The 19363-nt window shown below is 64.4% G+C and carries 19 protein-coding genes; 12 read left to right on the top strand and 7 right to left on the bottom strand.

The genetic code is table 11. The annotated features are described in order from the left end of the window. Positions 1-101: 101 nt before the first annotated feature. Complete coding sequence (locus F6X62_RS16420) at positions 102-575, bottom strand: cyclic nucleotide-binding domain-containing protein (protein WP_153774172.1); 474 nt, start codon at positions 573-575, stop codon at positions 102-104. A 98-nt stretch (positions 576-673) separates the two neighbouring features. After that, complete coding sequence (locus tag F6X62_RS16415) at positions 674-2716, bottom strand: S9 family peptidase (RefSeq protein ID WP_153774171.1); 2043 nt, start codon at positions 2714-2716, stop codon at positions 674-676. A 170-nt stretch (positions 2717-2886) separates the two neighbouring features. Between F6X62_RS16415 and F6X62_RS16410 the strand changes: the two genes are divergently transcribed. The 3 genes from F6X62_RS16410 to F6X62_RS16400 are packed head-to-tail and all read left to right on the top strand — an operon-like array spanning position 2887 to position 4708. After that, positions 2887-3393 (top strand): MFS transporter, encoded by a 507-nt coding sequence (locus F6X62_RS16410; protein ID WP_153774170.1) that lies wholly within the window; start codon positions 2887-2889, stop codon positions 3391-3393. Between the two features lie 16 nt (positions 3394-3409). After that, complete coding sequence (locus F6X62_RS16405) at positions 3410-4177, top strand: class II glutamine amidotransferase (RefSeq protein WP_054895027.1); 768 nt, start codon at positions 3410-3412, stop codon at positions 4175-4177. Positions 4178-4186: 9 nt separating this feature from the next. After that, positions 4187-4708 (top strand): DUF2937 family protein, encoded by a 522-nt coding sequence (locus tag F6X62_RS16400; RefSeq protein WP_065861438.1) that lies wholly within the window; start codon positions 4187-4189, stop codon positions 4706-4708. Positions 4709-4889: 181 nt separating this feature from the next. Here the strand turns inward: F6X62_RS16400 and F6X62_RS16395 are convergent, their stop codons facing one another. Beyond that, positions 4890-5801 (bottom strand): LysR family transcriptional regulator, encoded by a 912-nt coding sequence (locus F6X62_RS16395; protein ID WP_063543670.1) that lies wholly within the window; start codon positions 5799-5801, stop codon positions 4890-4892. Between the two features lie 150 nt (positions 5802-5951). Between F6X62_RS16395 and F6X62_RS16390 the strand changes: the two genes are divergently transcribed. The 4 genes from F6X62_RS16390 to F6X62_RS16375 are packed head-to-tail and all read left to right on the top strand — an operon-like array spanning position 5952 to position 9644. Then, on the top strand, positions 5952-7238 hold the full coding sequence (locus tag F6X62_RS16390; protein WP_153774169.1) for an MFS transporter: 1287 nt from the start codon (positions 5952-5954) through the stop codon (positions 7236-7238). A gap of 9 nt (positions 7239-7247) precedes the next feature. Then, complete coding sequence (locus tag F6X62_RS16385; RefSeq protein WP_063543672.1) at positions 7248-8024, top strand: 5-oxoprolinase subunit PxpA; 777 nt, start codon at positions 7248-7250, stop codon at positions 8022-8024. A 10-nt stretch (positions 8025-8034) separates the two neighbouring features. Continuing rightward, positions 8035-8730 carry a 5-oxoprolinase subunit PxpB gene (pxpB, locus tag F6X62_RS16380; RefSeq protein WP_153774168.1) on the top strand — a complete coding sequence of 232 codons (696 nt, stop codon included), beginning with the start codon at positions 8035-8037 and terminating at the stop codon, positions 8728-8730. Then, on the top strand, positions 8727-9644 hold the full coding sequence (locus F6X62_RS16375; RefSeq protein ID WP_153774167.1) for a biotin-dependent carboxyltransferase family protein: 918 nt from the start codon (positions 8727-8729) through the stop codon (positions 9642-9644). Before pxpB ends, F6X62_RS16375 begins: the two co-directional genes overlap by 4 nt. 105 nt (positions 9645-9749) lie before the next feature. On the opposite strand, the gene F6X62_RS16370 is transcribed toward F6X62_RS16375, so the two are convergent. The 3 genes from F6X62_RS16370 to F6X62_RS16360 form a co-directional block, all read right to left on the bottom strand. Continuing rightward, complete coding sequence (locus tag F6X62_RS16370; RefSeq protein WP_054895021.1) at positions 9750-10928, bottom strand: VWA domain-containing protein; 1179 nt, start codon at positions 10926-10928, stop codon at positions 9750-9752. 10 nt (positions 10929-10938) lie between these two features. Beyond that, a complete protein-coding gene (locus F6X62_RS16365; RefSeq protein WP_054895020.1) occupies positions 10939-11784 on the bottom strand; it encodes a MoxR family ATPase in 846 nt (281 codons plus the stop codon). Between the two features lie 210 nt (positions 11785-11994). Then, positions 11995-13068 (bottom strand): DUF748 domain-containing protein, encoded by a 1074-nt coding sequence (locus F6X62_RS16360; RefSeq protein ID WP_153774166.1) that lies wholly within the window; start codon positions 13066-13068, stop codon positions 11995-11997. 135 nt (positions 13069-13203) lie between these two features. On the opposite strand from F6X62_RS16360, the gene cysK reads away from it, so the two are divergent. From cysK to F6X62_RS16345, 4 genes are all read left to right on the top strand, one after another. Next, positions 13204-14178, top strand: coding sequence for a cysteine synthase A (gene cysK, locus F6X62_RS16355; RefSeq protein WP_063543680.1), 975 nt, complete (start codon positions 13204-13206; stop codon positions 14176-14178). 164 nt (positions 14179-14342) lie between these two features. After that, positions 14343-15278, top strand: coding sequence for an aspartyl/asparaginyl beta-hydroxylase domain-containing protein (locus F6X62_RS16350; RefSeq protein WP_063543682.1), 936 nt, complete (start codon positions 14343-14345; stop codon positions 15276-15278). A 121-nt stretch (positions 15279-15399) separates the two neighbouring features. Continuing rightward, on the top strand, positions 15400-15561 hold the full coding sequence (locus tag F6X62_RS25220) for a hypothetical protein (RefSeq protein WP_178117560.1): 162 nt from the start codon (positions 15400-15402) through the stop codon (positions 15559-15561). Between the two features lie 113 nt (positions 15562-15674). After that, positions 15675-16556 carry a DMT family transporter gene (locus F6X62_RS16345; RefSeq protein ID WP_153774165.1) on the top strand — a complete coding sequence of 294 codons (882 nt, stop codon included), beginning with the start codon at positions 15675-15677 and terminating at the stop codon, positions 16554-16556. Positions 16557-16579: 23 nt separating this feature from the next. On the opposite strand, the gene F6X62_RS16340 is transcribed toward F6X62_RS16345, so the two are convergent. After that, the gene (locus F6X62_RS16340; protein WP_153774164.1) at positions 16580-17455 is read right to left on the bottom strand and encodes a DMT family transporter; all 876 of its coding nucleotides are present in this window, start codon (positions 17453-17455) and stop codon (positions 16580-16582) included. A gap of 151 nt (positions 17456-17606) precedes the next feature. On the opposite strand from F6X62_RS16340, the gene aceK reads away from it, so the two are divergent. After that, complete coding sequence (gene aceK, locus F6X62_RS16335) at positions 17607-19322, top strand: bifunctional isocitrate dehydrogenase kinase/phosphatase (RefSeq protein ID WP_153774163.1); 1716 nt, start codon at positions 17607-17609, stop codon at positions 19320-19322. The last annotated feature ends 41 nt before the right edge of the window (positions 19323-19363 follow it).

Below are 19363 nucleotides of genomic sequence, written 5' to 3'. Positions count from 1 at the left end.
CGCTCGACTTTACGGGTTGTAAATGAGCATTCCGACCGGGCTGGCGCACCAGGCTGTTTTCAACGCAGCATCACCGAGTATCAAGGCTTTTCATACAGAGCCTAGACCTGTTGCGAGAGACGCTGGCCGTCCTGCATCCGCAAGCGTTTCGACAACGCCACGGCGAGGGCGCGGATGATCCGCGCGGCGATGCGCGGGGCGTCGTTGAGCATCTTGTCCAGCGAGTCCTTGCCCAGCGTCAGCAACTGGCAATCACTGGCCGCCACGCAACTGGCCGAGCGCCGTTCGCCGTCGAGCACGGCCATTTCGCCGAAGGCCCGGCCCTTGCGCAAGGTCGCGATCTCGACTTGCTGGCCGTTGCCGTCGGTCTTGCGCACCGACACCACGCCGCGGTACAGGATGCACATGAAGGTGCCGGCGTCGCCTTCGGCGAAGATGGTCTGGCCCTCGGTCATCGCCGTGATGGCGAAATAACCGGCGACGGCCTGGAAGTCGCTGGGCTGCAGGCTGTCGAACAAACCGCAGTCCATGAGCATGTCGCGGATTTCGGCGCTGAGGAGGCTTGGGTCGGGCATGTGTTGTTCTTCGTGTCGTCCGGTATTTGAGAGCTTCCACATACCCTGTGGGAGAGGCCACGGGTATGCGAGAACTCTATGACAACAAGAAACGCGATTTACACCACGCCCAGCTCATTGAAGACGAATGCATATTCCAGGGCCACGTCCTTCAGCCCCTGGTAGCGCCCGCTCATGCCGCCGTGGCCGGCGCCCATTTCGGTCTTGAGCAGCAACAGGTTGTCGTCGGTCTTGCAGGTGCGCAGGCGCGCCACCCACTTGGCCGCCTCCCAGTACTGCACGCGACTGTCGTTGTAGCCGGCCACCACCAAGATGGCCGGGTAAGCCTGGGTCTTGACGTTCTCGTAGGGGGCATAGGCCTTGATACGTGCGTACACCTCAGGCTCCTCGGGGTTGCCCCACTCGTCATACTCGGTGACGGTCAGCGGCAGCTCGGGGTCGAGCATGGTGTTGAGCACATCGACGAAAGGCACCTCGGCGATGGCGCAGCGGAACAGCTCAGGGCTCTGGTTGAGCACTGCGCCCATCAGCAGGCCGCCGGCACTGCCGCCGCTGATCGCCAGTTGCTCGGTGCGGGTGACGCCCTGGGCGATCAGGTGTTCGGCGCAGGCGATGAAGTCGTCGAAGCTGTTCTGCTTGTGCTCCTGCTTGCCGGCCCGGTACCAGGCCTCACCCAGCTCGCCGCCGCCGCGCACATGGGCGATGGCAAAGGCCACGCCGCGCTCGAGCAGGCTCAGGCGGGCGTGGGAAAACCAGGGGTCGAGGCTCTCGCCATAGGCGCCGTAGCCGTAGAGGTACAGCGGCACCTCGCGGTCCAGGTCCTGACGGCGGCGCACCAGGCTGATCGGCACCTGGGTGCCGTCCTTGGCGGTCGCCCACAGGCGTTGGCTGACGTAGTCGTCGGCATCGAAGCGACCGAGTACCGGGGTCTGCTTGAGCACCTGCTGCTCACCACTGGCCAGCTCCAGTTGGCGGACCTGGGCCGGCCGGTTGAGCGCTTCGTAGCGCAGACGGATGCGTGTGCTGGAGAACTCCAGGCTGTCCTGCACGTAGAGGCTGTAGGCGGCGTCGGGCAGTTCGACGCGATAGGCCGGCAGGCCCTGGGGGCGGACTTCGATGATCGGCAGGCCGCCTTCACGCAGGCTCAGTGACAGTGCCGAGGCGTTCAGGCTCAGGCCTTCGAGCATGATGTCGTCACGGTGCGGCACCAGCACCTGCCATTGCGCGCGGCTGGGCACCTGGTCGGCCGGGGCGTGGAACAGGGCGAAGTTGATGCCGTCCTGGTTGCTGCGGATGAACCAGCGCCACTGGCCGTCGAGCTGGCCGTGGTCGGGGAAGTATTCGTGGCCCTCGACCCGCGGCGCCAGGCAGGTGAAGTCGGCCTGTGGCGTGGCGGCATCGAGCACCCAGGCTTCGCTGGTGGTCTTGCTGTTGAGCAGCAGCACCAGCTGGCGTTCGGAACTTGCGCGGTAGCAGTGCAGGAAGAAACGCCCGTCCGGCTCTTCGAACACGGTGCTCGCGTCGGTTTCACCCAATGTGTGGCGGCGCAGGCGCCACGGGCGGTGGGTGTCGTCCAGTTCGGCGAAGAACAGCGTGCGGCTGTCGTTGGCCCAGGTCAGGCTGCCGTCGCAGTCGTCGAAGGGCAGGGTGGCGACGCTGCCGCTGTCCAGGTCCTTGACGTACAGGGTGTAGACCTCGTCGCCGCTGGTGTCGAGGCTGTAGGCCAGCAGGCGATGGTCGGGGCTGACATTGAATGCGCCCAGGGCGAGGAAGCCGCCGTTGGCCAGGTCGTTGGGGTCGAGCAGCAGTTGCTCGCTGCCTTCGTCGACCTGGTTGCCGTCGTCGGCCGGGCGCTTGCAGCGGTAGTGGCGCGGGTACTCGTCGCCTGCAGTGGTGCGGGTGTAATACAGGTATGGGCCCCAGGGCGAGGGCAGCGACAGGTCGGTTTCGAGGATGCGGCCCTTGATCTCTTCGAACAGCTGTTCGCGCAGCTCGGCCTGGTCGGCGAGGCAGGCTTGCTGGTAGGTGTTTTCCTGCTCCAGGTAGGCCAGCACTTCTGGGGCGTCGCGCTCCTGCAGCCAGGCGTAGGGATCGGCGGCTTGGGCAGGGCGGGCGATGGGGGGCTTGGGTCTGGTATGCATGGGATGTCCGTGGTCTGGTGGCGTCTGTGCCGGTCTCTTCGCGAGCATCGCAGGTCCGTAGGCGCGGGCTTGCCCGCGAAGAGGCCGCTCAGGCTTCAAGAGGGAAGAGGCGCCTGTGCCCGTAAAAGTGTTTATCATAGGCATCTCTTTGCCTGCCTTGCACGGACACCATGATCGAACAAGACTACACACTGGCCTGGGGCCTCTACGCTGTCGCCGCCCTGGGCTGCCTGCTGGTGGCCTTCAAGCTGACCGGCTGGATGTGGCGCTGGCTTCGCGAGCCGCTGCGGGTGATCGTTGCCGTGCTGCTGTTCACCCCCACCATTGTCGATCCGGTCAAGGACAGCTTTGCCCCGGCCGTTGCCATTACCGCTCTGGACCTGGCGTTCAAGGTGGGCAACAACGCCTGGCGCGCGGCCTCGGACCTGGCGATGTACGGCATGATCGCCTTCGGCCTTTACCTGCTGTTCGTGCTGCTGCGCTGGCCACTGGAAAAGCGTGCCCGCGAGCGCCGCGAGAAGGCCGAGGCCGCCGCCAAGCGCCAGGAGGCGGAGGATCAGAAGATCATGACTGACGCGCCCGTCGCCGATCGCCGTGATCGCTACCGCGAAGAGCCTGCCGCCCCTGCGCCGCGTCGCCCGAGCAATGGTGGTGGCCGCGTCGAGCCACGGATCTAGGACGGAGCCCTCGCCAATGTGTGAATTGCTGGGCATGAGTGCCAATGTCCCCACCGATATCGTCTTCAGCTTCACCGGCCTGATGCAGCGTGGCGGGCGTACCGGTCCGCACCGCGACGGCTGGGGCATCGCCTTCTACGAAGGGCGTGGCCTGCGCCTGTTCCAGGACCCGGCCGCGAGCAGCGAGTCGGAGGTGGCCAACCTGGTGCAGCGTTACCCGATCAAGAGCGAAGTGGTTATTGGTCATATCCGCCAGGCCAACGTCGGCAAGGTCTGCCTGTCCAACACCCACCCCTTCGTGCGTGAGCTCTGGGGCCGCAACTGGTGCTTCGCGCACAACGGCCAGCTCGCCGATTTCAGTGGCGAGAAGACGTTCTACCGCCCGGTCGGCGACACCGACAGCGAGGCGGCCTTCTGCGACCTGCTCAACCGCGTGCGGGCGGCATTCCCTGAACCGGTGGAGGTCGAGGCGCTGCTGCCGGTGCTGGTCGAGGCCTGCGCCGGGTATCGTGCGAAGGGCGTGTTCAACTGCTTGCTCAGCGACGGCGACTGGCTGTTCTGCTTCTGTTCGACCAAGCTGGTCCATATCACCCGACGCGCGCCTTTTGGTGCCGCACGGCTGAAAGATGTCGACCTGATCGTGGATTTTCAATCGGAAACCACGCCCAACGATGTGGTCACGGTGATCGCCACCGAGGCCCTGACCGAAAACGAGACCTGGCAGCGTTACGAGCCGGGTCAATGGGCCCTGTGGCGGCACGGCGAGTGCGTCGCCAAAGGCTAAGGACAGAGCATGTTCAGAAGTTACCTGCGGTTGCTGCTGTTCACTTTCGGCCTGTTGGCCGGTGTCCAGGTGCCCGGCCTGGTCAAGGACTATAGCCAGCGGGTCGAGGCCCACATGCTCGAGTCGCGCGAAGCGCTGGCGGGCTTCCAGGAAACTGCCGAGCGCTTCTTCAACGGCGACCTGCAGGCATTGGTGCGCCATTACCGCACCAGTGACGACCCGGTGTTCAACAGTGACGCCAACAGCATCGAAAGCCTGGTGATTCGCAACCAGTTGCTGGAAAACGAATGGCAGGCGCTGCAAGGCAGTTGGGCCAGCCGCAGTTGGCATGTGCTGGTGCAGGCCGATCCGCAACTGCGTGAAGAGACGCTCAAGGGCTACAGCTACCAGATCCTGCTGGTGCCCGAGGCGATCGGCTGGGGGATCGCCAGCGGCTTCCTGCTTGCATTCCTGGTCGAGAGCGTGTTGCTGGGGATCGGCTGGGTGATCCTGGGCGGGCGGCGCCGGGCTGTGAAGGAAAGCTGGCGCTAGGTTGCAGGTATTTCGTTGCCGGGGCGGGCCTCACCGCGGGACGAGTCGCTGCGGCGAACCGCCGCTCTCACAATGTTGGACCTTGCGGGAGCTACTGTCCTGTTCAAAATCTAAAGGCCAGCTCAATCCCTGTGGGAGCGGGCTGGTCCCGCGATGAGGCCGGGACTGACACACTCCCGGCTCAGACCAGCACGATCCGCTGCCCCCCCACATCCTGCGCATAGCGCCCCAGCACCTGCCGGCACAACCCCACCACTTCATCGACCAGTTCCACCCCGGTCTGCCACGACACCACCAACTCCAGGCTAGGCGGTGGCTGCAGCCCGGTCAGCAGCACCAGCTCGCCGCGTGCCAGCTCTGCGGCGACCAGCGCCGGGGGCAGGGCGCCGATACCGAAGCCATCGCGCAGCAGCCGGGTGATTGCCGACACCGAGTTCACGCAGTTCAGCCGAGGCGTCTCGCTCCCCGCGCTCTGCAGCAGGCTGAACACCTCCTGATGCGGCCGGGAGTTGCGCGAAAAGGTGATGATCCGCTCGCGCGCAAGTTCGGCCAGCGACGCATAGTCACGATGATGCGGTGAGCCGGTAGCGACGATCCAGCCCATGGGATAGCGCGCCAGGTCCAGGCTGCGGATGCTTTCCTGGCGCAGCAGGTCGGTCTGCAGGATCACGTCGAGAAACCCCTTCTGCAACTGGTCGCGCAGGTTCAGCGAGGTGTCGGCGACCAACTCGATTTCAACCTGCGGGTAGCGCTCGGTCAACTCGGCCACCAAGGCGCTCATCCAGGTGTGGATCACCGTGTCCATGACCCCCAGGCGGATCCGGCCGACCACCGCCCGTTCGCCGCCCAGCGACTGTTTCATCGCCTTGGCGGTGTCGAGCATGCGCTCGGCGTACTCCAGCACCTTGCTGCCTTCCGGGGTCAGGCTGACACCGCGCGAGTCGCGCAGCAGCAGCTTCACGCCGAGGTCGGCCTCCAGTGCGGCGATGCGGCTGGACACCGAGGCCTGGGTGGTGAACAGCTTCTCGGCGGTGAGGCGAAAGCTCTTGAGCCGGGCGACCCAGACGAAGGTTTCGAGAAATCGCAGGTTCATCGTGTGCTCGCAAGGCTGGGCGATCAGGTTTTCTTGTTCCAGACCGACGGTTTTTCTCGTTGGACGCAGGTTGCGCGGGCTTTGAACAATAGCGTCCAGGCCGCGAACACGCAGTCGTTCCTCAAACAATACCAACAAGCCGAGGCATCCATGAACCCCACCGGCGTACAGCAGCAGGCACCCGCCCGATCTTCGGGCGGGCCCTTTGCCTGGTACCGTGACATCGACTCCCAGCAACGACGTACCTTCTGGAGCTGCAAGATCGGCTATGGCCTGGACGGCATGGACACGCAGATGCTCAGCTTCGTCATCCCCACCCTGATCATGATCTGGGGCATCAGCACCGCCGAGGCCGGCCTGATCCACACCAGCACCCTGATCGCCTCGGCCATCGGCGGCTGGGTCGCCGGTATCCTCTCCGACCGCATCGGCCGCGTACGTACCCTGCAACTGACCGTGCTGTGGTTCGCCTTCTTCACCTTCCTCTGCGGCTTCGCCCAGAGCTACGAACAGCTGCTGATCGCCCGCACCCTGATGGGCTTTGGCTTCGGTGGCGAGTGGACCGCCGGTGCGGTGCTGATCGGCGAGGTGATCCGTGCCCAGGACCGCGGCAAGGCCGTGGGCATGGTGCAATCGGGCTGGGCCATCGGCTGGGGCCTGACCGCGATCCTCTACGCCTTGTTGTTCTCCTGGCTGCCGGCCGAACAGGCCTGGCGTGCACTGTTCCTGCTCGGGCTGTTGCCGGCGATCTTCGTGATCTTCGTACGCCGCATGGTCAAGGACCCGGAGGTCTACCGCGAAGCCAAGAATGCAGAAAAGCCTGAGGCGCCTTCGCACTTCTACGAAATCTTCGCCTCCGGCATGCTCTGGACCACGATCCGCGCTTCGTTGCTGACCACCGGCGCGCTGGGTGGCTACTACGCCATCACCTCGTGGCTGCCGACCTTCCTCAAGAACGAGCGCGGCCTGAGCGTGCTGGGCACCGGCGGCTACCTGGCCATGGTCATCGTCGGTTCCTACATCGGCTATGTGATCAGCGCCTACCTCAGCGACCTGCTGGGGCGTCGCAAGAATTTCATCCTGTTCGCGGTGGGTTCGTTCGTCATCGTCCTGCTGTACACGCAGGTGCCGGTCAGTGACGGCGTCATGTTGTGGCTGGGTTTCCCGCTGGACTTCTTCGCCTCGGGGATCTTCAGCGGCATGGGGGCTTTCCTCACCGAACTGTTCCCCACGCGCATTCGCGGCTCGGGGCAGGGCTTCTGCTACAACGTCGGCAAGGTGCTGGCGGCGATGTTCCCGCTGCTGATCGGCCTGCTCGGCGAGAAGATCCCATTGGGCCTGGGCATCGGCGCATTCGCTGCGGTGTCCTATGGCATCGTGATCGTCGCCGCCCTGAGCCTGCCAGAAACCCGCGGCAAAGAACTGAAGGCGCGTTAAGGTAGACCTATGAACAGCACAACAGGAGTTCGACAGGTGAACCGCCTGCTTCTCAATTGCGACATGGGCGAGAGTTTCGGCAACTGGCGCATGGGCCTGGATGCCGAGGTCATGCCCTTCGTGGACTGCGCCAACATCGCCTGCGGCTACCATGCCGGCGATCCCGGCACCATGCGCCGCACCGTGGCCCTGGCGCTGCAGCATGGCGTGACCATCGGCGCGCACCCGGCCTACCCGGACCTGGTCGGCTTCGGCCGCCGTTCGATGGCCTGCAGCGACGACGAGATTCGCGACCTGCTGCACTACCAGATCGGCGCCCTGGAGGGCATCTGCAAGGTGCTCGGTGGTCGTGTGGCCTACGTCAAGCCGCATGGCGCGCTGTACAACGACATGATGGCCGACCCGCAGAAGTTGCGTGCGGTGCTCGAGGCGGTGGCCGCCTATGACGCCGGCCTGCCGCTGATGCTGATGGCCACCGCCGACGACAGTGCTGCACAGGCCCTGGGCGACGAGATCGGGGTGCCGTTGTGGTTCGAAGCGTTCGCTGACCGCGCCTACACCGCCAGCGGCCACCTGGTGTCGCGCCGCCTGCCCGGCGCCGTGCACCATGACCCGGCCCTGGTGGTCGAACAGGCCGTGCGCCTGGCGCGTGGCGAGGCACTGGTGGCCAACGACGGCAGCGCGCTGCGCCTCGATGCCGCCACCTTGTGTGTGCATGGCGACAACGAAAGCTCGGTGGCTGCGGTGCGGCAGATCCGCCAGGCCCTCGATGCGTTGCAGGCATGAGGATGTCGCGATGAAGCCACGTATCGAAGTGGTGGCGATCGACAGCCTGATGGTGCGGCTGTTCGACACCATCGACGAGGCCAACATGCCGTGGATCCTCGCCGCCAACCAGCGCCTGCGTGCAGCGTTCGGTGAGCACCTGGTCGACCTGGTACCGTCCTACACCACCCTGATGTTGCAGTCGAACCTGGCGCCAGGGGAGGCGCGCGTGCGAATTGGCCAGGCGCTGGAAGGCTTGCAGCCGGATGCAGGCCACAGTGGTCGGCGTCACGAGATTCCGGTGTGGTACCACGCCAGTGTCGGCCCGGAGCTGGCGCTGCTGGCTGCGCGCAGCGGCCTGAGCGAAGACGAGGTGATTGGCCTGCACTGCGCGCGTGACTACCCGGTGTTCGCCCTGGGTTTTGCACCGGGGTTCGGGTTCATGGGGCTGGTGGACGAACGCCTGGCCACGCCACGCCTGAGCACACCGCGCAAGCGCGTTGCAGCCGGTAGCGTGGGCATCGCCGAGCGGCAGACGGCGGCCTATCCTGCGGTGTCGCCGGGTGGCTGGAACCTGATCGGGCGTACGCCGGTGCGTCTGTTCGACCGCGAACGTGATGGCTACAGCTTGCTGCAGCCGGGTGACCGGGTACGTTTCGTGGCGGTGTCGCACACCGAATTCATGGCATTGGGCGGCGATGACCGTCCTTTGGAGGCGCTGGCATGACGCAGTTGAGGATCGAAGCCAGCACCGCGCTGTGCCAGCTACAGGACGCCGGGCGCCTGGGTGTGCGGCATCTGGGCGTGACCCAGGGCGGGGCGCTGGACTGGGTGGCGATGAACTGGGCCAATTGGCTGCTGGGCAATGCCCTGGACGCGCCCGTGGTGGAGGTGGCGCTGGGTGGTTTGAGCCTGCTCGCCGAGCAGGACTGCGTGCTGGCCCTGGCCGGCGCCGACCTGGACGCCAGGGTCGACGACCAGCCGCTGGCGCCCTGGCGCAGCTTCGCCCTGCACAAGGGCCAACGCCTGACGCTGCGGCAACCACGCCAGGGTGTGCGTGCCTACCTGGCCGCCCCTGGCGGTTTTGTCGGCAAAGCCGTGCTGGGCAGTTGTTCGACGGTGGCGCGTGAAGCGCTGGGGGGCATCGAGGGGCGCGGCGAGGCGCTGGCCAAGGGGCAGGCTCTGCGCTTTGCCGAGGGCGCACCGGCGTTGCGTGAAGTGCCCGAAGCCCTGCGCCCGGAATATCCGGCCAAGCCGGTACTGGACCTGGTGATGGGCGCACAGATCGGCGACTTCAGCGGCACCAGCCTGTTCGAGGCCTTCAACAGCGACTGGACGCTGGACAGCCGTGCCGATCGCATGGGCAGCCGCCTGCTGGGGCCGCAACTGGTCTACCAGGGGGCGCCGATGATTTCCGAGGGGATTCCCTTGGGGGCGGTGCAGGTGCCGCCGGATGGGCAGCCGATCGTGCTGCTCAATGATCGCCAGACCATCGGCGGCTATCCGCGGCTGGGGGCCTTGACGCCACTGGCGTTGGCACAGCTGGCGCAGTGCATGCCAGGGGCGGTGGTGCGGTTCAGGGCGGTGGTGCAGGAGACGGCGTGGCGGGAGCAGCAGGGGTATCTGCAGCGCTGGGCGTGAGCTATCGGGCCCTATCGCGGGGCAAGCCCGCTCCCACAGATTCCCCACTGTTCGCAGGGGCGGTAGGGGGCCTGCAGGCTTGCCCCGCGATAGGGTCGGTACAGGCTACTTGGACAGATACCTCATCGCTTCCTCCAGCCCCTGCAAGGTCAGCGGGAACATCCGGTCCTCGACCAGCTCGCGCACCAATTGGGTGGACGCGGTGTAGTTCCAGGTCTGCTTGGGGTAGGGGTTGATCCAGACGATCTTCCTGAATTTCTCCATGAAGCGCTGCATCCACACGTACCCGGCCTCTTCGTTCCAGTGCTCGACGCTGCCGCCCGGCTGGGTGATCTCGTACGGCGCCATCGCCGCATCGCCGACGAACACCACCTTGTAGTCATCGCCGTACTTGTGCAGCAGATCGAAGGTGGAAAAGCGCTCGGAGGTGCGGCGCAGGTTGTTCTTCCACACCGATTCGTAGACGAAGTTGTGGAAGTAGTAGTACTCCAGATGCTTGAACTCGGTCTTGCAGGCCGAGAACAACTCTTCGCAGACTTTCACGTGGGCATCCATCGATCCGCCGATATCGAACAGCAACAGCAGCTTGACCGTGTTGCGCCGTTCCGGACGCATCTGGATGTTCAACAGCCCGGCATCGCGGGCGGTGTGATCGATGGTGCCGTCGATGTCGAGCTCCTCGGCGGCGCCTTCGCGGGCGAACTTGCGCAGGCGGCGCAGGGCCAACTTGATGTTGCGCGTGCCCAGCTCGACCTGGTCGTCGAGGTTCTTGTACTCGCGCTGGTCCCAGACCTTGACCGCCTTGCCCTGGCGTTTGCCGGCCTCGCCGACGCGAATGCCTTCGGGGTTGAAACCGCCGGAGCCGAACGGGCTGGTGCCGCCGGTGCCGATCCACTTGTTGCCGCCGGCGTGGCGTTCCTTCTGTTCCTCGAGACGCTTCTTGAATTCCTCGATCAGCTTGTCGAGCCCGCCGAGCGACTGGATCTGCGCGCGCTCTTCATCGCTGAGCGAGCGTTCGAACTCCTTGCGCAGCCATTCTTCGGGGATCAGCGCTTCCAGGTGGCGGTCGAGGTTTTCAAGGCCCTTGAAATAGGCCGAGAAGGCGCGGTCGAACTTGTCGAAATGGCGCTCGTCCTTGACCAGGATTGCCCGCGCCAGATAGTAGAACTCGTCCATGTCGGCGAATACCACGCGCTGTTGCAGGGCGTTGAGCAGGTCGAGCAGTTCGCGCACCGACACCGGCACCTTGGCCGCGCGCATTTCATTGAACAGGTTGAGCAGCATGGCCAGCCCCTCAGCGGTTGCCGCGACGGCTCATGAAGGCCAGGCGCTCCAGCAGTTGTACGTCCTGTTCGTTCTTGACCAGGGCACCGGCCAGCGGCGGGATGGCCTTGGTCGGATCACGCTCGCGCAGCACCGCCTCACCGATGTTGTCGGCCATCAGCAGCTTGAGCCAATCGACCAGCTCGGAAGTGGAGGGCTTCTTCTTCAGGCCCGGCACCTTGCGCACGTCGAAGAATACGTCCAGCGCCTCGCTGACCAGCGACTGCTTGATGTTCGGGTAGTGCACATCGACGATGCGCTGCAGGGTCTCGCGGTCGGGGAAGGCGATGTAGTGGAAGAAGCAGCGGCGCAGGAAGGCGTCGGGCAGCTCTTTTTCGTTGTTGGAGGTGATGATGATGATCGGGCGCTGTTTCGCCTTGATGGTCTCGTCGATTTCGTAGACGTAGAACTCCATCTTGTCGAGTTCCTGCAGCAGGTCGTTGGGGAACTCGATGTCGGCCTTGTCGATCTCGTCGATCAGCAGGATGACGCGCTCATCGGCCTCGAAGGCTTCCCACAGCTTGCCTTTCTTCAGGTAGTTGCGCACGTCGTGGACCTTGTCCACGCCCAGTTGCGAGTCGCGCAGGCGGCTCACCGCATCGTACTCGTAGAGGCCCTGGTGGGCCTTGGTGGTGGACTTGATGTGCCAGGTGATCAGGCGTGCACCGAAAGATTCGGCCAATTGCTCGGCCAGCATGGTCTTGCCGGTGCCTGGCTCGCCCTTGACCAGCAGTGGGCGTTCGAGGGTGATGGCCGCGTTGACCGCCAGCTTCAGGTCGTCGGTGGCGACGTAGTTGCGGGTGCCTTCGAATTTCATGGAGCCGATCCTCTGCGGGGTGTCGATGGCGGCCTCATCGCGGGACAAGCCCACTCCCACAGGGGAGAGTACCTTGTGGGAGCGGGCTTGCCCGCGAAAAGGCCGACACCGAGAACTCATGTCTATGATGTGCCCCGACTATAACGCGGCCCCAGGCCGCTGCAAACGCAGACCGGGTATTCAGTCGCTGAATGGCCCGTCACCCGCGTTTCAGTCAGTCTTGGGCGGCGGCTGCTCGTAGCGGGCGTTGAATGCCTGGACGAAGCCATTGCGCAATATCTGCAGAAACGCCTCGAATGCGCTGATGTTCTGTTGATGCACACTGCCGCTGAGTTCGACGCGGGTGGCGAACTGATTCTTCGGCTGGTTCTTCAGCACCGTTTCACTGGCACCGACCACCGCCTCCCAGATCGAGCGGAGGAAGCCTTTGTCCTTGTCTTCGACATCCTGCTGCCAGTCGAACACATCGACATCGCGCAGCAACGGCTTGATATAGCCATTGAGCCTACCGTTCTCGGCCTGGGCCTCGATCACCACGTCACCATGCCCGGCATTGAAGTCGAACTTGCCATAGGCACTGGCGAAGTCGTTGAGCCGGCGCAGTTCGATGCCGGTGGCGCGCAGACGGAACTCGAAGTCATCGAAGTCGCTGAACGGGTCGAAAGTGGCGCGGCTTTCGACCTTGGCATCGCCGGCAATCAGCGCGTCGGCCTCGAAGCTGGCGTCGCGTCGGCCTTTTTCGTCGCGCACGTTGGTCAGGTTGCGGATGCTGGCCTGGAGCTGTGTGGCCTTGAGGTCCACCGGCGGCTTGGAGTGGAAGTTGCGAAAGGTCAGGGTGCCGTTTTCGATGCGCACTTCGTTGAGCGTAATCGGCAGCAGTTTCTCCAGTTGCTGGCGCCAGTCGGTGCCCTGGCCGGTCTGCGAGTTCTGTTTGCTGCCGCCATCGACGAAATTGAGCTCGGGCCGCACGAAGGCCACCTCGGCGACCACGGCCTGGTCGTACCACAGCGAATGCCAACTGACTGACAGGTCGATCAGCGGCGCATCGAGCAGCGGCACGGGCACTTTGCCGGTGGTCTTGACGATCTTCAGCCCGTTGATCTGGTAGGCGCCGCGCCACCAGGCGAGGTCGACGTCGGCGACCTCGCCGCGGTAGTCGCCCATGTCGGCGAGCTTGTCGTTGAGGTAGTCGCGTACCAGGTAGGGCAGTGCCAGGTGCAGGGCCACCAGCAGCACGATCAGGCCGGCCAGGCCGATCAGCGGCCAGCGATAACGGGCTTTCATCGCAAGCTCTCCAGGGCAGGTTGTGCGGTTGACCGCCAGGCGCCGGGCTTGGTTCGAACGGGCTTTACGGGCTGCCGGGGCAGGCTTACCCTTGAGGCTTTCCCGCCTGTTTCCAACGATTCAAGGACCCCTGCCATGAGCCGTATCTACGCCGACAACGCCCACTCCATCGGCAACACGCCGCTGGTGCAGATCAACCGCATCGCCCCGCGCGGGGTGACCATCCTGGCCAAGATCGAAGGGCGCAACCCAGGGTATTCGGTGAAGTGCCGGATCGGCGCGAACATGGTCTGGGACGCCGAAGGCAGCGGCAAGCTCAAGCCGGGCATGACCATTGTCGAGCCCACCTCGGGCAACACCGGCATCGGCCTTGCCTTCGTCGCTGCGGCGCGCGGCTACAAGCTGATGCTGACCATGCCGGCCTCCATGAGCCTGGAGCGGCGCAAGGTGCTCAAGGCGCTGGGCGCCGAGCTGGTGCTGACCGACCCTGCCAAGGGCATGAAAGGGGCGATCGAGAAAGCCAACGAGATCGTCGCATCCGATCCTGCGTTGTACTTCCAGCCAGGTCAGTTCGAAAACCCCGCCAACCCCGCAATTCACGAGAAGACCACCGGGCCTGAAATCTGGAACGACACCGACGGCGCCGTTGACGTGCTGGTCGCAGGTGTCGGCACCGGCGGCACCATTACCGGCGTGTCGCGCTACATCAAGCACACCCAGGGCAAGCCGGTGCTGTCGGTGGCCGTGGAGCCGGTGGCCTCGCCGCTGATCAGCCAGACCCTGGCCGGCGAGGAACTCAAGCCCAGCCCGCACAAGATCCAGGGCATCGGCGCAGGCTTCGTGCCGAAGAACCTCGACCTGTCGGTCGTCGACCAGGTCGAGCAAGTCACCGATGAAGAGTCCAAGGCCATGGCCATCCGCCTGATGCAGGAGGAGGGGATCCTGTGCGGCATTTCCTGCGGCGCGGCGATGGCGGCGGCAGTGCGCCTGGCAGAAAAGCCGGAGATGCAGGGCAAGACCATCGTGGTGATCCTGCCGGATTCGGGCGAGCGCTACCTGTCGAGCATGTTGTTCAGCGACATGTTCAGCGAGCAGGAAAACCAGCAGTAACGTCAGGTCCACAGCGCAGTCAGCAAGCCGAGGAGTGCTGATCCGGGTCAAGCGACCTCGATCTTCATCCTCGCGCTTGCCGCTTGTGACTTGCAGCAGCCTTCGATGGGTTTATCATGTCCGGCTATCTGGGGATGGCCTGATTTCCCCTCAAGGAGTGTTGCATGACCTTTTCCTTCGTCGCCAAGGCGGGTGTCCTGCTGGTGTTCTTCGGCAGTGTGCTGTTCGTGCACCTGCGCGGCAAGGCACGCCTGCCGGTACTGCGCCAGTTCGTCAACCATTCGGCGCTGTTCGCTCCCTACAACAGCCTGATGTACCTGTTCTCCGGTGTGCCTTCCAAACCTTACCTGGACCGTCAGCGCTTCCCCGAGCTGGATGTGCTCAAGGATAACTGGCAGGAGATCCGCGAAGAGGCCATGCGCCTGTTCGACGAGGGGTATATCCGCGCAGCCGAAAAAGACAACGACGCCGGCTTCGGTTCGTTCTTCAAGAAGGGCTGGAAGCGGTTCTACCTGAAATGGTACGACAAGCCACTGCCGTCGGCCGAGGCACTGTGCCCGCGTACCGTCGAGCTGGTCAGCAGCATCCCCAACGTCAAGGGTGCAATGTTCGCCCTGTTGCCTGGCGGTAGCCACCTGAACCCGCACCGCGATCCGTTTGCCGGCTCCCTGCGCTATCACCTGGGGTTGTCCACGCCCAACTCCGACGACTGCCGCATCTACGTCGACGGCCAGGTCTATGCCTGGCGTGACGGCGAAGATGTGATGTTCGATGAAACCTATGTGCACTGGGTGAAGAACGAAACCGACGTGACGCGGGTGATCCTGTTCTGCGACGTCGAGCGTCCGCTCAACAGCCCGCTGATGACCCGCATCAACCGCAAGGTCAGCGCGTTCCTGGGCCGCGCCACCGCGCCGCAGAACACCGACGACGAGCGGGTGGGCGGGATCAACCAGGCCTACGCCTGGAGCAAGCGCTTCAGCAACCGCATCAGCACTCATGTGAAGCAGTTCAAGCGCTCCAACCCCAAGGCCTACCGCATCCTGCGGCCGGTGCTGGCGGTGGTGGTGGCCTATCTGCTGTATCGCTGGTTGTTCTGATTCGCTGCGGCCTTCTTCGCGGGCTTTCCGCGAAGAAGGCCGTCCGATCACCCTAGGGTGTTGCCCAGCTCCGCATTCACGGATATATTCCGAAACATTCATCTTCCCCGAAGACCTGTCCATGCCAGCCAGCCCTTCCACCACTGCCTTCGTTCTCGCGCCTGTCGCGGGCGTTGTCGTGCGTGGCAGCCAGCAGCCGGCCATGATCAGTCACTACCCACCACCTGTCAGTGGCGTCGTCGGCGGCGTATCCCCGCCCCGCTGCGTGGTCGTGCTGGGCTGATCGGCGTTCTCGCCGGCCCAAGCGCACTCGCAACCTACTGAACACGGTCGGCCTCTTTCCTCGCTGAAGCGCGCCCACCGTTTGGCTCTTGCCCAATATTCAGGTGGCAATACATGTCCGTTCTTTCGAAAGCATCCGTGGCCTCGGCGGCCACCACCAGCCTGTTCGTCCTGCTGTGGAGCAGCGGGGCGATCGTCTCCAAGCTCGGCCTGGCCCAGGCCAGCCCATTCGCCTTCCTGCTGCTGCGCTCGGCATTGGCCCTGGCAGGGCTGTTGCTGATCGGCCCTTTGCTGAGATTGCGCTGGCCGCGCAGTCGCGGCGGTATCCTGCGCGCCCTGGGGACCGGTTGCGTGCTGCTCGGCGCATACCAGATCTTTTACCTGCTGGCGCTCAACACCCACGTCACCCCTGGTGTCATGGCCACGGTCATGGGGGTGCAACCGATCCTCACCGTGGTGCTGATGGAGCGCCAGCGTTCATGGAGCCGTTTGTTCGGCCTGGGTCTGGGGCTTGGCGGGTTGGTGATGGTGGTCTACCAGGGCATCAACCTGGGTGGGGTTTCCCTCGCCGGAATGCTGTTTGCCTTGCTGGCGCTGAACAGCATGACGTTCGGCTCGATCCTGCAGAAGCGCATCACCGACAACCCGATGGGAACCTTGCCGCTGCAATACCTGGCAGGGTTTGTCCTGTGTGCGGTGTTTGCGCCGTTCCAGCCGCTGCATGTCGAATGGAGCGCCAGCTTCGTCGGCGCCCTGCTGTGGATGGGGTTGGTGGTGTCGTTGCTGGCGACGCTGCTGCTCTACCGGTTGATCGCCCGAGGCAACCTGGTCAATGTCACCAGCCTGTTCTACCTGGTGCCAGCGGTGACCGCAGTGATGGATTTCCTCATCTTCGGTAACCGCCTGGCGCCGCTGAGCCTGCTGGGGATGGGGTTGATCGTGGTGGGGTTGCTGTTCGTGTTCCGCAAGCCTGGGGTGAAGATGGCCGAGGCCTGAATACCGCCTGCGGCGGTACGATTTCAGGCACGCGCCGGCCGCAGCACCAACCACAGTGCTGCGGCTATCAGGACCCCGCCATACAGGTGTGCCATCGACAGCGGCTCATCCAGCAACCACGCCCCCCACAGCACCCCGAACACCGGAATCAGGAAGGTCACGGTACTGGCCTTGACGGGTCCGATCTCGTTGAGCAGGCGGAAGTACAGGATGTAGGCGAAGGCCGTGCACACCAGCCCCAGGCCCAACAAAGACAGCCACACCGACCAACCACCCCAGCTGGCGGGTGGTTGGGTCAGTGCGCTCCAGGCAAACAGCGGGCTGAGCAGCAAGGTCGCTCCCAGCATGCTGCCCAGGGCCGACAGGCGGCTGTCCAGGCCGCCGATCCAGCGGCGGGCGAGAAAGCCGGCGAAGCCATAGCAGGTGGTCGCCGCAAGGCACGCCAGGGCGCCTTGCACCAGGGCCATGTCCAGCGCCACCGGGCCTGCACCGCTGAGGATGCCGACGCCGAACAGGCCAAGGAAGATCCCGCACAGTTTGGGCAGGGTCATGCTTTCGCGGAAGAACAACGCGCCGATCAGCACGCCCATCAGGGGTGTGGTGGCGTTGAAGATTGCCGAATACCCCGCTGGCAGTACCTGCGCGGCGACTGAATAGAAGGTCGCCGGAATGCCCGAGTTGATCATGCCCAGCACCAGGCAGGCGCCGAGCTTGCCCTGGAAGTCCCAGCGCACCCTGGCTGTGGCGAGGATGCCGATCAGGCCGAGGCAGGCGATGGAGACGCGAAAGAAGGCGGTCGGTACCGTGCCCAGTTCAGGGGCGATGATGCGCATGAACAGGAAGCTCGCACCCCAGACGGCAGCAAGGGTCAGCAGGCGGGCGAGGGCGATGGGGCTCACGGGTATCTCCGGGTTCTGGGCAGGGGCGCGAGTGTACGTCAGGTGTCGGGGCGTTTCTTGTGCTTTCTTGCTTTGGCAATTGTGTTGCCCCGCGAAAAGACCGACACCCGACTAAGCTCTTTTCATTCCGCCACCCACCGAGCCTCTCACCATGCCCCAGCCCTGGCCCGCCGCAGCCATCGCCCGGATGATCCTCGATGGCTTCGACAACTACCGAGAACACTTTCGCCGCATCACCCTGGGCGCCCGCGAACGCTTCGAACGGGCGCAATGGCAGGCGATCCAGCAGGCCGCTGCTGCGCGGATCAACCTGTACGAGGAGAAGGTCGCCGAGGTCAACGGCTGGCTGCGCGAAGGTTTCGACGCCTCGCTGCTGCTGGACGTGGAGCACTGGCCGCTGGTCAAGAGCGCCTACATCCGCCTGATCGACCCGCGCCTGGACGATGAGCTGGCCGAGACCTGGTACAACTCGCTGTTCTGCAGCCTGTTCAGCCACGACCTGATCAGCGACGGCTGCATGTTCATCCACACCACCCGCCCGGCCATGCGCGGCCACGAGCGCGCGGCACAGACCCGCACCTATCAGTTGCGCGACGGCCTGGGTGGTCTGTTGCGGGCGATCCTTGCCGACCAGGCTTTCGAGGTGCCCTATGGCGACCTCGACGCCGACCTGGCGCGCCTTGAGGAGCGACTGCGTGAATGCCTGCCCGACTGGGTATGCAAGGACCCGGCGCTGGCCGTGGAGTTGTTTTCCTCGGTGCTGTACCGCAACAAGGGCGCCTATCTGGTCGGGCGTCTGTACACCCGTGACGAGCAGTGGCCGCTGGTGATCCCGCTACTGCATCGCGAGGGCCATGGCATCGAGGTCGATGCGCTGATCACCGATGAGGCCGAGGTGTCGATCATCTTCTCGTTCACCCGCTCGTACTTCATGGTCGATGTGCCGGTGCCGGCGGAGTTCGTCAACTTTCTCAAGCGCATCCTGCCGGGCAAGCACGTTGCCGAGTTGTATACCTCGATCGGCTTCTACAAGCATGGCAAGTCGGAGTTCTACCGCGCGTTGATCAATCATCTGGCCAGTACCGACGACCGTTTCGTCATGGCACCCGGCGTGCGCGGCATGGTGATGAGCGTATTCACCCTGCCGGGCTTCAATACCGTGTTCAAGATCATCAAGGACCGCTTTTCACCCTCCAAGACCGTCGACCGAGCCACGGTGATCGAAAAATACCGCCTGGTGAAAAGTGTCGACCGCGTGGGGCGCATGGCCGATACCCAGGAGTTCGCAGATTTTCGCTTCCCGGTGGCCAAGTTCGAAGCCGATTGCCTGGCCGAGCTGCTGGAGGTCGCGCCCTCGACGGTGGTCGTGGAGGGTGACAGCGTGCTGATCCGCCACTGCTGGACCGAACGGCGCATGACGCCGTTGAACCTGTACCTGGAGCAGGCCAGCGAGGCCCAGGTGCTCGAAGCCTTGGAGGACTACGGGCTGGCGATCAAGCAACTGGCGGCGGCGAACATCTTTCCCGGCGACATGTTGCTGAAGAACTTCGGCGTTACCCGGCATGGGCGGGTGGTGTTCTATGACTACGACGAGATCAGCTATCTCACCGAGGTGAATTTTCGCCATATCCCGCCGCCGCGCTACCCGGAGGATGAGATGTCTGGCGAGCCGTGGTATTCGATCGGGCCGCACGATGTGTTTCCCGAGGAGTTTCCGCCGTTCCTGTTCGCCGATATCGGCCAGCGGCGGTTGTTCAGTCGGCTGCATGGGGAGCTGTATGACGCGGATTACTGGCAGGGATTGCAGGGGGCGATACGGGAAGGGAAGGTGATCGATGTGTTTCCCTATCGGCGCAGGGGCAGGTGAGGGGTATCAGTCGGTGATGGCCTTTTCGCGGGCAAGCCCGC

It is taken from the genome of Pseudomonas sp. MNR3A (genome assembly GCF_009650575.1).
In the GTDB taxonomy this organism is placed as follows: domain Bacteria; phylum Pseudomonadota; class Gammaproteobacteria; order Pseudomonadales; family Pseudomonadaceae; genus Aquipseudomonas; species Aquipseudomonas machongensis.
This window is presented reverse-complemented; position numbering and strand designations above follow the sequence as displayed.